Source organism: Nocardia sp. NPDC052566 (assembly GCF_044547285.1).
In the GTDB taxonomy this organism is placed as follows: Bacteria; Actinomycetota; Actinomycetes; order Mycobacteriales; family Mycobacteriaceae; genus Nocardia.
Window position 1 is genome coordinate 1,516,600 of the sequence record NZ_JBIUAF010000001.1, and the last position, 13,960, is coordinate 1,530,559.

Genomic DNA, 13,960 nt, shown 5'->3' on the forward strand with positions numbered 1-13,960 from the left:
CGCGAATCAAGACCCGGCAAGAGGCATGGCAATGAACAAAGAACACGCGCCCACCGTCCCGGCCTCGGCCACCGAGGAAATCAGCGGACTCCCGGCCACACTCTCTGCCGACACGGTCGGCCTGCTGTACGCACACGACGAGAACCTGGCTTTGGCCAGTGGCGACCAGGTGATCGTCTACCGGCTGACCCGCAAGCGCACCGGTGTGAAGGCGAAACCGCTGTGCGCGATGGAGGTCGACGGCACCGTCACGGCCATGGCGGAATCGGCGCTCGGCCTACTGATCGCCACCCGCTGCGGCGGTCGCTCGGCGATCATGCGGTTGCAGGACCAGACACTCGCACCGGTGCTCGACATATCCGGCGCGATCACGGCATTCGCCAGCGCGGGAGCGAACGCGTATGCCGTCGTCAGCAAGGCGGACGGTCACGCGGCGCTGATGCGAATCGGCGTGCGGCAGCGGGCGGTGGTCGCGGAACAGCCGCTCGCGCACGGCGAGATGAAGGTCGCGATCAACTCCGCCGGTGGACATGTCGTGGTGACCGATACGCGCGAACGCACCGTGCGGTCGGCCGACGGCGACCTGCGCTGGACGCCGATCCCCACGCCGGCGGCCGCGCGACCGCCGAAGTACGCGCACCCGACGGACTGCTGCGGCGCCTGTTGTGTGCCCCGCTGCGGCTGCGACGACGCGACGACGCCCGAACGCCCCGGCACTGAGCACCCCGGCAACGACCGACCGGGCGAGGACCGACCGGATGACGGCAGGACACCCGGCGGCGGCGCGGCCATCCCCTCGGACGGTGGCGGCACGGTCGTCGGCGACGGCGGCCGAGTAGACCACCACCCGCCGCCCGGTACCGGCAAGCGCCCGTGCGGCCGAGACCTGTTCTTCGGCGTCGCCGACCTGCATCGCCTCGGTCGATACATCCTTGCCACGGACCAGCGTGGACGTCATGCCGCCGTACTCAGCGCCGATATGAACGTGATCGACGAATGGCAATTCGGGCGTGGCGGCGCGCTGCTGCTGCCTGGAACCGGCACCTCGACCCTGCTGATGCACACCCGTTCCACCGGCCGCTGGGCCTGGCGCGACGAGGCGCGCTTCGCCGCCGACTACCGCCCCGATCTCACCTTCTACCCACCCGTCGCACTGGAGACGAAGACCTTCATCGGTCAGCAGACCTACGCCCTCTCACACGGCCAGCAGCCCTCGCCGACATCGGTGAAGGCGCTGCTGCTTCCGGTCATCGAGGGCGCCCAATCCTTCACCGGCGCCAACCTCGACGGCTTCGGCGCCTTCGTGAACCGGGTGACCCTCGCACAGGTGAAGGACTACTACGACGAGAACAGCTTCGGCATCCTCAAAGACCTGAATATCTCCGTATTCGGCGTCGACGTCGGACCGAAGGCCGGGCCATTGACATTGCCGCGCGCCCACGTCGCCGACTATTTCTTCCCCGCCTATCAACCCGCTCAGCTGGTACTCACCAAGAGTTCGGTGACGTCGGCCTCGGAGGTCGTCTTCGACGGGCGTGAATCGCTGAAGATCCGGCCGGCACCGCTCACCGGCGGACCGGCGGCCGGTGAGTTGACCTTCCCGTTCTTCGCGCTCGCGCTGACCCGTGACGTGGATTTCTTCCCGGTCCAGGTGAAGTTCCTCGGCACCGAAAAGCTCAGTGTGAACGTCACATTGGCCGATGGCACGAACAAGGTGCTGGCGCTCGCCTTTACGGCCAAGACGCTCGACATGCCCGATACCGCCTCGATACCAGGCAAACTGGGTGAGCTCGAGACCTACCTCGATGCCGTCATGCAGGCCGCGGAGACGGCCGCGGGCATCGCCACCCGGCTGTTCGCCAAACCGAAGGCCCGGCGCATCCCGCAGATCGGCACCGATTTCGGGCGGCTGCTCATCACCTTCGCCGCCGCGACCACCACCGGCACCAAGCTGCGGGTCACCGCATCGACGGCCACCGTGCCCGGCGGCGACCCACTCGGGCTGTCGGACACCATCATCGGCACCATGCCGGTATCCAACACGGCGCGGATCAACCGATACCTGGAGAACGCGGGGCTCCTTGCCCAGGAGGCCGCGAATTTCGGCTACAACGATCGGCGGATCGAGCCACCGACAACCACTTTCGACGCGACGGCGGGCACACTGAAGACCGTCGTCTCGATCGCCAGCCGGTACGGCGGCCCTGGCGCGGAGGTCACCTTCGTCTCGTCCTCGGGGCTGTCGACGCTGTTCGACGCGCACAACTCCACACCCAACAGCGCCTCGACCGCGAACAACGCGGAGGCGATCCGCGACTGGGGTGACATCCTCACCGACGCGTTCAGCGCCGCCATCAAACGGCTCCGCGACAACAGCAAGCCCACGAACGCACTGGAGGGGTTCGGCGCCGTCATCGTCATGCCGCTGGAGCCGACCATGACGAACCCGGCCGACCCCAACGCCCCGCGCGCATCCGAAATCTGGACTGTGACACCGCTTTCGCGGCCGTTCGGCTTCCGCGGAGCGGACGCCATGGCCACCATCATCGACCGCGTCGACCCGAAAGTGCAGCTGCAGACCAACTGGGCGCTGGACTTCATGGCGAACGGTGCGCCCGATGTCCCGCTGATCTGCCACGAAATGGGGCACGCCTTGGGATTCGGGGATCTGTACCACCAGACCGGATACCGCGACGAGCTCGCCTACCTCGGCGGCTGGGCCATGATGGACTCGCACTGGGACCTGCCGCACCACTGCGGCTATCACAAGATGCAGGCGGGCTGGATCCCGGACGGCTCGGGTACCGAAACCGATTACGGGCGGGTCTATCCGCTCGGACTGCCGGACGCCGCGGTCACACGCACCTGGGAACTGCTGCTGGTGCCGGTCGAGCTGTGGCGCGACAGCCTGGTCGCCAGCGCGCGCACCGCCTTCGGTGTCGGTGGCGACATTCCCGTCGTCCAGCTGGCCTACATCGACTTCGGCGGGGACGGTGCGACTTTCGGCTTGATCGAGGCACGCCAACCCGGCGCCGCGTTCAGCCAGAGCCTGCCGATTCACAACGGCGGCGTGCTGATCACCAACGCGATCACCTGGACACTCGACGACCGGTTCGCCACCAACGGCTGGTATCGGCGCTCGCTGCAACTGCTGAATCCGAGCAATGTGCTGACCGCCGCGGGTGACACGTTCGATCTCGCGCTGGCCGCGGAGCTTCCGGTCAAGGGGATGTCCGTACAGGTGGTCGACCGCAAGACCGTCGAGGGTGACGCAATGGTGTACCGCGTCAAGGTTTCCCGCCAGAACGCCGAATTCGTCGACCTGTATTTCGACAATCCCCCCATCTACTACAAGAATCCGGACCTCTGGGTCGACTGGGCGGGCAACAACACTCCGACGCCGGAATCGCTCACGCCGGACTATCCGGTAGGACAACCGACCGATCAGGGCGAGGCCATCCGCGTACACCCCTCGCATCCCGAATTGCACTGGGTCGTCGCACGAGTGCGCAATCGCGGACAGGTCCAGGCGCAGGACGTGAAGCTGAATTTCTTCTACTACGAGCCGCCAGGGGGCGGCGACGGAAACAAGCCGCTGGACGTGAAGGACGCGTCGCACTACAAACTCATCGGCTCCGCCACGCTGCCGGGAGTGCCCGCGACACCCGGCGTCAACGATCCCGTGAAAGCTCTCGGCCGCTGGGATGTTCCGGCCGGATTCGGCGGGCACACCTGCCTGCTGGTGCAGATCGAGGACTACAAGATCCCGCGCGACTCGCACGGTGCGGCACTCGGGTCCGACGACGTGTGGCAGGTGAACAACCACGCCCAGAAGAACGTCGACAAGTACGAGGCGTTGAGCGCCAGCCCGTTCCAGCCCATCGAGTTCGACTTCAGCGTGCACAACGACGGTGTCACACCGGAACTCGCCTACCTCGAGCCCGACGGGCTGCCGTACGGGATGACGCTCACGGTGACGCCACCGGAGCAGACGATTCCGGCGCGCGGCACCGTCCTGTTCCACTGCACGCTGCGACTCGACGATCAGATCATCCACACCGGCTGCGAGAACGACCAGCGATTCCAGCTGCACGCCTGGCGCCGCGATCCCGAAAGCACCGTGCGCTGGGGCGGTGTCGAATACGAGATCAAGCCGCGCGTCAAAACCGTGGTGAAGCTGGGTGGTCAGTGGGACTACAGCAACAATGTCCGGCTCGACGGCACCGTCACCCCCAATCCCGGCGGCGGCACGATCAACATCCGGGTCGACTTCCAGAACCACCAGGCCCAGTGGGTATCGATCGCGCTCACCAGCGCGGGCACGTTCTCCTGGACCGGGCATGCGCCCAACGACAGCTACAGCGTCGACGCGGTGGCGCGGTTCGCGGGAAATCGCAAATTCGGTGCCGCCCTGTCCAATACGGTCACGGTCAAGCATCCACCGATCATCGGCTGAGGTCGTTCGGAGGTCGCGGCGTTACTCTCGACAGCGGAGGATGTTCTACGACGGGGGTCGGCACGGATGCGCTATCGAATACTGCTCGTGCTCGGTGTTGCCGTGCTGATGCTGTCGGGGTGTGCGCAGCTGCGCGGGATCCGCGGGACCGCCGTACCCTCGCCCGCGCCGCTGCCGACGCTCGATGCCTATCTGGCCCAGCGGGTCTCGTGGACACCGTGCCCGGACCAGCGCGACGCCGAGTGCGGGGCGATCCGGGTTCCGGTCGACTATTCGCACCCGGAGGCACTCGCGCTCAGCATGCCGCTGGTCCGGTTGCGGGCGACCGACCGGCAGGCCCGGATCGGGGTGCTGACCACCAATCCGGGCGGGCCCGGTGAATCCGGGTACGAGCAGGTGCTCGCCGCGCTCGATCCGAACGATACTGTGCTCGGCCGGTTCCGGGCCCGCTACGACCTGGTCGGGTTCGATCCGCGCGGGGTCGGGCGCACCGCGGGTATCTCGTGCCTCGACGACAAGGAGATGGACGCCTACCTGGCCACCGATTTCACGCCGGCCGATGCCGCGGGGATGCGTAAGGTCGCCGACGCGCACAAGCGTTATGCCACAGCCTGTTTGCGCAATGCGGGCAAGTTGCTCGGTTTCGTCGGCACCGAATTCGTGGCCAAGGACATGGAAATCATGCGCTCGGCGCTCGGTGAGCAGAAGCTGAACTACTTCGGCTTCTCGTACGGCACTCGGCTCGGCCAGGAGTACGCCGATCAGTATCCGCACCGGGTCGGCCGGATGCTGCTGGACTCCGTGGATGATCCGAGTGAGGAGACGGCGCGCTGGGACCTCGACCACGACTCGGCGCCGTCCGGGATGTCGCTACGGGATCAGTTGGTGCACACCATCTTCGAGAAGTGCGCGGCCAGGACGGACTGTCCGGTAGGCAATGATGCCGATGCCGCGATGCGCAAGCTGCGCGAGCTCATCGATCGCGTCGACGTCACCCCGATCCCGGTCGCCGACGGCCGCCGCCTCGGCTCGAATCTGGCCACCCTCGGCGCATTCCAGGCCACCTACGGCGAAAGGTACTGGCGGGATTTCGAACAGGCGCTCGCCGATGCGTTCGACGGTGACGGCACCGGCCTCGCCGAACTCGCCGACACCTACGTAGGCCGGCGCTCGGGCCGCTACACCTCCTCGGATCCGGCCTTCTGGGCGGTTCAATGCGCCAACGACGATCCGGCGAAGTACCGATCCAAGTCCGAGGACGAGATCCTGGCCTTTCTCGCTCGAAAAGCCCAGCGCGCCAAGATCTATTCGCCGCTGTTCGGCGAGAACCGCACCTACAGCTCCCCGCTGTGCCTGTTCTGGCCGGTGCCACCGTCGGAGAAATCGCATGCCGCACGCGCCACGGGCGCACCGACCATCGTGCTGCTCAACAACACCAACGACCCCGCCACTCCGCTGGACGAAGCCCAATCCGTCGCCCGCCACCTCGCCGACGCCGTCCTGGTCATCAACGAACACGACGGCCACATCGCCTACGACTCCGGCTCCTCTTGCATCGACACCATAGCCACCGACTTCCTCCTCGACGGAGCAATCCCACCCCGAGGCACCCGCTGCCACCGCTGAGATCGCAGCGGTCTTTACCCGGCAGGCCGAGTCACATGCGTATGCCCAGATCTCCCGGTCCCGGACGATCGCGCACCGCACTGACGCGGCAGGACCGACACGTGGTTGTTCGCGTTGACGGACACACGGGAATCGTCCTGCGCCCGGCGACTGCCCCCTTGGCGTCGATGCCGGTCGCGCGCATACTGACCACGACCTCGCCGCTGTGCGGACGGTCCGGCAACCTCGATCCGACTATCGGCGCGGTCCCATCGAATCCCTTCCTGCGCATGTGATCTCATGAAGGGCCGAGGACAGACGGGGAGGCAGGATGAACACGATCATGCGACGCGCCGCGATGGGACTGGCGGCGCTCGCCATTGCCGGAGGCACCACGGCTGCCATCGCACCGACAGCCCACGCGCGGCCCGCTCGATGCATCACGATAAATTTCGGTGTCGGCGGCTGGGTGCAATGTCCGCATACCCCCGAGAGCGGCCGCTACTACGTCATAATCCATTGCGGGCCACCATTTTCCTTCGGCTTGGGCAACTACGACCTGTCGGGAACCCCCGCTGATTACGGCGACCCCGTCTGGCTGCTCTCGGGCTCATTTGCCTACTGCAACCCCGGGGACACCGTAACGGCGGTCTGGTACGACTTCCTCGACTGAACTGCTGTCCGGGATCAGGCCCGGGTCGCTGCCGCGGTCACGCGCAGGTAGAACAGGGCCAGGACGGCCACGGCGGCGCCGGTGGCGAACATGACAGTCGTGCCGTGGCCGCTCGCGAAGCCGCCGAGCACGGTGCCGGCACCGATGCCGAGGTAGATGCAGGAGGCGTTGAGCGCCACCACCAATCCCGATTCCTGCGGGGCCGCATCGATGAGCCGATGCTGCTGAGCGGGGGTCTGGCACCAGCTCGCCGCACCCCACACCACGGCGAGCACTCCCACCAGCAGCGGCGCATGGGTGCCGGTCGCAGCAAGAACGCCCATGATGCCCAGTGCGGCGGCCATGGCCAGATAGCCGATGGTGAGCACACGCGTGGCGCCCCACCGGTCGGTGGCATAGCCCGAGCACAGGTTGCCCGCGACAGCGCCGACACCGTAGAGGCACAGCATCCACGCCGTCGTCGCGGCACTGATCCCCAGGGCGCCCAGGGCAGGCACAGCGTAGGCATAGACGACGTAGGCCGCGCCCATGCCGAGCACCGTCAACGGCAGCACCAACGCCACGGTGCGGTTACCGAGCACCGACATGCGCGTGGCCAGCGGCACCCGAGGGCTACCGGGCACAAACGGCACCCATGCCGCCACGCCGGCCGCCGCCAGCACACACAACACCGCGACCCCGACCAGCGCCGCGCGCCAGCCCAACCACTGACCGAGCACGTCGCCCAGCGGCACCCCGAGCGCGGTCGCGATGGTCAGCCCGCCCACAACCACCGCCAGTGCCCGCGCCCTGGCCTCGGGACGCACCAGCGCCGAGGCCACCGCGCCCGCGTTCGGGGTGAACGCCGCCGCCCCGACCGCTGCCACGATGCGGGTGGCCAGCAGCAGCGAGAACGTCGGCGCGAGAGCGGATCCGAGGTTGGCGAGCGCGAGCACGAGCAGCGCGGAGACCAGCAGCACCCGGCGAGGCACCCGCGCGGTCACGGTGGCCAGCACCGGCGAGCCCAGCGCGTAGGCGGCCGCGAAGACCGTCACCGCCAGCCCCGCGGTCGCGACCGACACCTCGAGCCCGGCCGCCAGATCCGGCAGGAACCCGGCCAGGATGAACGCATCGGTACCTACGGCGAAGGTGCCCAACGCCAGAATCAGAGTGCGTCGCAACCCATTCGATGCATCACTGCTCCCGCCAGCGGCCGGGCCCTGTGAAATCAGGACATTAGACATCCCGGTTTTCCTTTCGAGAAAACCCGGCCGGTGGCCGGGTAGCTTTTTCCGATCTTTGACCGCGCCCGCTCAGGCAGTGCGCTGTTCGTAGAATCGCCGCGCTCGTGTCGCGGCGTTCGCGGGCGCGTCGGCCAGCAGATCCGCGATCGTCTGGCTCGACAGCTCACGCCGCCACGCCATCTCGGCGCGTCGCATGACCGTGGCGATTCCGCACGGCTTCGCGAACTCCGACTTGCCCGCGGTTTCACCGGCTCCGCGGCGGCGGATCTCGGTGCATTGGAACGCACCCGTGCGGCCCTCGACCGCGGCAACGACATCCATCACGGTGATGCGCTCGGGTCCCTTGGCCAGCCGGTACCCCCCACGCACACCAGGCGTCGACTCGAGGATTCCCTCGCGCACCAGCGGTTGCAGGCGCTTCTTCAGGTACTCCGGCGGCAACTCGAAGATCTCCGCCAACCGAGCGGTGGCGATCGGCGCCCGCTCATCGAGCCAGCCAAGCACCAGGCAGCAGTGCAGCCCCCACTCGACGCCCTCGCTCATCATCATGAATAGGGATAGTACATATCCCGAATCAATCGGCAAAGCGGGGCTACCCCCCGACCGGCTAGGGTCGTCCCATGAGTTGGGTTGTCGGGTTCGATCTGGATTTGACGTTGATCGATTCGCGGCCCGGGGTGGCTCGGGCGATCGATAGGCTTGCCGAGGAGTTCGGGCTTGCGGTGAATGGGGATGAGCTGGCCGTGAAGCTCGGGCCGCCACTGGCGGATCTGCTGGCCGAGGCGGGGGTGGACGTCGAGATGATTCCGGAGTTGATCGGGTGGTACCGGGCGTTCTATCCGTCGATCGTCGCGGAGGTTCCGGCAATGCCCGGGGCGGGTGCGGCGTTGGACGCGGTCGCGGGGCGCGGTGGCCGGGTACTGGTGGTGACCGGGAAGCATGCGCCGCTGGCGCGGCTGCATATCGACGAACTCGGTTGGCGGGTGGATCATCTCGCGGGTGATCTGTGGGCGGCAGGCAAGGCGGGCGCTTTGCGTGAGCAAGGGGCGAGTGTCTACGTCGGCGACCACATCGGCGATATGCGTGGCGCGCGGGCGGCCGGTGTGGTTGCCGTTGGCGTGACGACCGGGCCGTGCGACGCCGCGGAGTTGCGGTCGGCGGGGGCGGACGTCGTCCTCGCGGATCTGACCGAATTCCCGGACTGGTTCGCCGATTTCGATCGCGCCGCCACCGCCTGACCGTACGGAACTATCTGCGGCGCAACAGGATTCCGCGGATGAACGCGGCCTGGCCGGAATGCTGGATATCGTCGTCGACGACGCTGATCAGCCGCACACCGAGGGTGACCGGCGGATCCCAGCGGGTGTCGACGATGCGCGGCAGATCGGCGTCGGTGAGTCCGGCGACGTAGTCGATCGTCTGCGCGTGCACCGCGTCGTAGTAGCCGAGCAGCAGTTCCGCCTGCACCGCGCCGAGCCCGTCCACCTCGGCGGAATCGTGCCCGTATCCGGTGGCCGCGTCGTCGAACGGCAACTCGAAACGCTTGGCCCAGCCCGCCGCCGTCCACACCTGCTCCAGGCCCGCCACTTCGGCGATGTGGTCGTCCTGCACCCGCGTGAGATGCCAGATCAGCCACGCGATCGAATTCGCGCCCGGATCGATCCTGGCCGCGAGCTCCTCCTGACCGAGCCCGGCCACCGCACCGTGCACGTTCTCCTGAACCCGCCCGAAGGCATCCACCAACAACTCAGCGCTAGTCACGAAGTCATCCAAGCACTTCGGCCCCTCCGATATTCCGACTACCCGTGATACCGGCGGAGTTCGATGTATGTCGTTCTCCGCGCGTCATCGATCGGTCAGCGCGAGATCATCGCGGCGGCGCCGCCCCGGGATCCGTGACTAGCATCGGGCGGATGCGTATCGGTCTCGCTCTGCCCCAGTACGGCGTTTTCGCCAGCACACAGGCGATCATCGCCGCGGCGATGTTCGCCGAGGAGGAGGGGCTCGACAGTCTGTGGGTGGGTGATCGGCTGCTGGTGCCGACGCAGCCGCGGGTGGAGTCTCCGGGCGGAGCGATGAAAGGCGCCGAACGGTTCCTCGATCCGCTGACCGTGCTGACCGTCGCGGCCGGTGTCACCGAGCGGGTTCGGTTGGGCACCAACACGTTGAACGCCCCGTTGCAGCCGCCGATGCTGCTGGCCAGGACGCTCGCCTCGCTGGATCAGGTGAGCGCGGGCCGCCTCGATGTCGGGCTCGGGCTCGGCTGGTCCCCCGACGAATACGAGGCCGTCGGCGTGCCGTGGCGCGGACGCGGCGCCCGGCTCGAGGAGACCTTGGACATTCTGGAGTCGGCCTGGACAGACGAGGCCATCGAGCATCGCGGCGCACTGTGGACGGTGCCGCGCGCCAGGATCGATCTGAAGCCCGCGCAGCACCCGCGCCCGCCGATCCTGCTGGGCGGGTTCGTCCCCGCGACACTGGAGCGCGTCGGACGCCGAGCCGACGGCTGGCTCGCCGGACCGGTGCCCGCCCCCGCACTGGCATCGATGTGGAACACCGTGCGGCGCACCGCCGAAAAGGCCAACCGCGATCCCGCCGCACTTCGCCTGGTGGTCCGGGTGAACCCGAAGGAGCAGCACGGGAACGCCGACGCGGCTCAGGTACCACGCCACGGCACGGTCACCCAGATCGCGAGCTACCTCGCCGACACCGCCGCCGTCGGCGCGACCGAGGTCGTCCTCGATCTCCAGCAGCGGGCGGGCGGTATCGAGGAGCTACTGGAACTCGCCGCCGAACTGAACAGCGTTATCCGCGAACACCTTTAATTGTCGGTTGTTTCGGTGAGCCGGTTCCGGAGGTAGCCTTCCGCGTCACCGGCGGTGTCGTCGGATGTTTTCGGGGTCATCATCATGAGCTTCGCAAAACGCAAGGCATCTTCGAGCGACTGGAATACATGGTCATGCCCCGCGAACTCCTCCCCCTCCGGAATATCGACCGACACACCCCATTCCTCGCCCCTGCCCTGGATCACCACCCAGCGCTCCAGCCAGCGAAGTTCGAGATCCATTGCGCCCGAGGGAAACTCGATCACCGCCGATTTCACATCCAGCCCGAACACATCCTCGATCATCCGGTCGAGTTCTCCCCTGAAGCCACTCATATCCCACCACCTGACTCGAAGAACCCCACCACCCAGTGACCCCCAGGCTACCCACGCGACCATAATTTTCTCATCACCGCCGCCGACCCGGCGAGCCCCGAAATCCATAGGACGCGTCCGGTCCGAAGCTCGTTGATCAGCTTTTCGGCTGTGCTCTCTGGATCTCGGTGTGGCGGACTGGCTCCGGTGAGAAGATCGACTGTGCGACTGTATGTCCCGACGACGGAGGAGCCTCGATGGACACCATTGAGCAACACGTAGTAAAGATCGTCGCCGAAGTCTTCACCGTCAATGAGTCGCTGGTAACCACCAGCTCGAGGTTCTATGAGGATCTCGGCGGAGACGAACTGTCCAAAGTAGAGCTGCTCGCGCTTTTGCAGGACAAGTACGGTGTCGACATCCCAGATGACGAGACAGACAACCTCCGCTCGGTTCACGACATCATCGACTACATCAAGCGCGCCCAACATGGGCCGTAGTAGATCACTGATCCCCGAGCTGGATGCCCCGCTATTGCCGTTGACCGATGACGAGGTACCGCCACGCGGCCATGAACCCGCTCAGGCCGCCTTGTACCTGCGCAGGTATTCGCCGGTTAGCGAGGTCGGGTGGGCCAGTAGCTCCTGTGGGGTACCGGTGAAGACGATCTCGCCGCCGGCTTTTCCGCCGTCGGGGCCGAGGTCGATCACCCAGTCGGAGTGGGCGACGACGTCCAGGTTGTGTTCGATCACCACCACCGTGTTGCCGCGTTCGACGAGTCCGTCCATCAGGGCGAGGAGGGTGTCGACGTCCGCCATGTGCAGGCCGGTGGTCGGCTCGTCGAGGACGTAGACGGTGCCGGTGTTCTGGAGTTGGGTGGCGAGTTTGATGCGCTGGCGCTCACCACCGGACAGGGTGCTCATCGCCTGGCCGAGGCTGAGATAGTTCAGGCCGACCTCGTTCATGGTGCGCAACTTGGCGTTGAGTGCCTTCTCCGTGAAGAACTCCAGCGCCTCCTCGGCCGACAACTCGAGCACGTCGGCGATCGACTTGCCGCGCAACGTATGCGCGAGCACCTCGTCGGAGAAGCGGCGGCCGTCGCAGGCGTCGCAGTGCGTTGTCACCGGATCCATGTAGGCGACCTCGGTGATGATCACCCCGCGCCCCTCGCACTGTTTGCACGCGCCCGCCGAGTTGAAGCTGAACAGCGCCGCCGATTCGCCGGTGGCCTTGGCGAACAACTTCCGGATCGGATCCATCAGCCCGAGATAGGTGGCGGGCGTCGACCGCGACGACGCGCCGATGGCGGACTGGTCGACGAAGATCGCCTCCGGATGCGCCTTGATGAACACGTCACGGATGAGGCTGCTCTTGCCGGACCCGGCGACACCGGTGATCGAGGTGAGAATGCCGGTCGGGATCGCGACGGTCACATCCTTCAAGTTGTGCACGTTCGCATGCTCGATCAGCAATTCCCCGTCAGCCGCACGGAAGGTCTCCTTCACCGTGAACGGCCTGCGCAGTCCGGCACCGGTCGGGGTGTCGGCGGTGCGCAGTTCGGCGAAGCTGCCCTGGAAGACCACCTTCCCGCCGTGCACACCGGCCCGCGGCCCGACATCGACGATGTGATCGGCGATCTGGATGACATCCGGATCGTGTTCGACGACAAGCACCGTATTGCCCTTGTCCCGCAACGCCCGCAGCAGGTTGTTGAGCCTGCCGACATCGCGCGGATGCAGCCCGACGCTGGGCTCGTCGAAGATGTAGGTCATCCCGATCAGCGTGCTGGACAGATGTTTGATCATCTTCAGCCGCTGCCCTTCGCCACCGGACAGTGACGAGGTCGCGCGATCCAGGCTCAGATATCCGAGCCCGATATCCGCCACCCGCTGCAACGCCGTGCGAATCGCCCCGGCCAGCCCGAGCGCCGCCGGATCGGTGATCTCGTCGAGCACCGCGATCAGATCGGTGATCTGCATGCCGGACCAGTCCGCGATATTGCGGCCGCCGATCAGGGTGGCCAGCGCGGCGGCGTTGAGCCGGGCGCCGCGGCAGGTCGGGCAGATCCCTTCGGCGAGGAACCGCTGCGTCTTCTCCCGCGTCTTCGCACTCAGCGCGGAGGTGTCGCGCTGCACCCGGGTGCGGGTGAATTTCGCCGCCAGTCCTTCGTAATTCGCCTTCCAGGTGCCCTTGGCGAAGGTGACCTCGACCTTGCCGCCGCTGCCGTACATCAGGTCGTCGAACTCGCCGGCCGTGTAGTCGACCAGCGGTTTGTCCAGGTCGAAGCGCCCCGAATTGCCGTACAGCTGCCAGTCACCACTGCCGGGTGCGTACCCGGGAATCAGGATCGCGCCCTCGTTCAGCGACTTGGACCGATCGACCAGCCGATCCGGATCGGCCCGCACGCTGACTCCGAGCCCGTCGCAGTCCGGGCACATGCCCTGCGGCACGTTGAACGAGTAGTTGTAGACGAATCCGGCCGAGGGCGCACCGAATCGGGCGAACATGGCCCGCACCATCGAATAGATATCGGTCATGGTGCCGACGGTGGAGCGCGGCCCGCCGCCGACCGGCTGCTGATCGATGATCACCGGCGCGGTCAGGTTCTCGATGGCCTCGGCGTGCGGGCGCTCGTAGCGCGGCAGGAAGTTGAGGATGAACGCGGGGAAGGTGGCGTAGAGCTGACGCTGGGATTCCACGGCGATGGTGTCGAAGACGATGGACGACTTGCCGGATCCGGAGACGCCGGTGAACACGGTGATCTTGTTCTTGGGAATCTCCAGCGAGATGTCGCGCAGGTTGTGCTCGCTGGCGCCGAGCACCCGGATGACATCGATGGAATCGGAAGAGAGCATGCGAACACC

11 protein-coding genes are annotated in these 13,960 nt (G+C 66.7%); 6 read left to right on the forward strand and 5 right to left on the reverse strand.

The features are described from left to right. Positions 1-31: 31 nt before the first annotated feature. The 3 genes from ACIG5A_RS06165 to ACIG5A_RS06175 all read left to right on the forward strand — a co-directional run bounded on the left by ACIG5A_RS06165 (position 32) and on the right by ACIG5A_RS06175 (position 6,734). Complete coding sequence (locus ACIG5A_RS06165) at positions 32-4,456, forward strand: hypothetical protein (protein WP_397238272.1); 4,425 nt, start codon at positions 32-34, stop codon at positions 4,454-4,456. 66 nt (positions 4,457-4,522) lie between these two features. Beyond that, on the forward strand, positions 4,523-6,082 hold the full coding sequence (locus ACIG5A_RS06170; protein ID WP_397238274.1) for an alpha/beta hydrolase: 1,560 nt from the start codon (positions 4,523-4,525) through the stop codon (positions 6,080-6,082). A gap of 310 nt (positions 6,083-6,392) precedes the next feature. Continuing rightward, a complete protein-coding gene (locus ACIG5A_RS06175) occupies positions 6,393-6,734 on the forward strand; it encodes a hypothetical protein (protein ID WP_397238276.1) in 342 nt (113 codons plus the stop codon). 14 nt (positions 6,735-6,748) lie between these two features. Here the strand turns inward: ACIG5A_RS06175 and ACIG5A_RS06180 are convergent, their stop codons facing one another. After that, a complete protein-coding gene (locus tag ACIG5A_RS06180) occupies positions 6,749-7,894 on the reverse strand; it encodes an MFS transporter (RefSeq protein WP_397238278.1) in 1,146 nt (381 codons plus the stop codon). 132 nt (positions 7,895-8,026) lie between these two features. Further along, a complete protein-coding gene (locus ACIG5A_RS06185; RefSeq protein ID WP_397238280.1) occupies positions 8,027-8,506 on the reverse strand; it encodes an RrF2 family transcriptional regulator in 480 nt (159 codons plus the stop codon). Between the two features lie 71 nt (positions 8,507-8,577). On the opposite strand from ACIG5A_RS06185, the gene ACIG5A_RS06190 reads away from it, so the two are divergent. Continuing rightward, complete coding sequence (locus tag ACIG5A_RS06190) at positions 8,578-9,195, forward strand: HAD family hydrolase (RefSeq protein ID WP_397238282.1); 618 nt, start codon at positions 8,578-8,580, stop codon at positions 9,193-9,195. Between the two features lie 10 nt (positions 9,196-9,205). On the opposite strand, the gene ACIG5A_RS06195 is transcribed toward ACIG5A_RS06190, so the two are convergent. Next, a complete protein-coding gene (locus ACIG5A_RS06195) occupies positions 9,206-9,718 on the reverse strand; it encodes a DUF664 domain-containing protein (protein ID WP_397238284.1) in 513 nt (170 codons plus the stop codon). A gap of 152 nt (positions 9,719-9,870) precedes the next feature. On the opposite strand from ACIG5A_RS06195, the gene ACIG5A_RS06200 reads away from it, so the two are divergent. After that, positions 9,871-10,782 (forward strand): TIGR03619 family F420-dependent LLM class oxidoreductase, encoded by a 912-nt coding sequence (locus ACIG5A_RS06200; RefSeq protein WP_397238286.1) that lies wholly within the window; start codon positions 9,871-9,873, stop codon positions 10,780-10,782. On the opposite strand, the gene ACIG5A_RS06205 is transcribed toward ACIG5A_RS06200, so the two are convergent. Next, positions 10,779-11,117 (reverse strand): hypothetical protein, encoded by a 339-nt coding sequence (locus ACIG5A_RS06205; protein ID WP_397238288.1) that lies wholly within the window; start codon positions 11,115-11,117, stop codon positions 10,779-10,781. The genes ACIG5A_RS06200 and ACIG5A_RS06205 overlap by 4 nt on opposite strands. 236 nt (positions 11,118-11,353) lie before the next feature. Between ACIG5A_RS06205 and acpP the strand changes: the two genes are divergently transcribed. After that, a complete protein-coding gene (acpP, locus tag ACIG5A_RS06210; RefSeq protein ID WP_397238290.1) occupies positions 11,354-11,596 on the forward strand; it encodes an acyl carrier protein in 243 nt (80 codons plus the stop codon). A gap of 81 nt (positions 11,597-11,677) precedes the next feature. On the opposite strand, the gene ACIG5A_RS06215 is transcribed toward acpP, so the two are convergent. Beyond that, positions 11,678-13,951, reverse strand: a complete 2,274-nt coding sequence (locus ACIG5A_RS06215; RefSeq protein WP_397238292.1) for an ATP-binding cassette domain-containing protein — start codon at positions 13,949-13,951, stop codon at positions 11,678-11,680. Positions 13,952-13,960 lie beyond the last annotated feature (9 nt).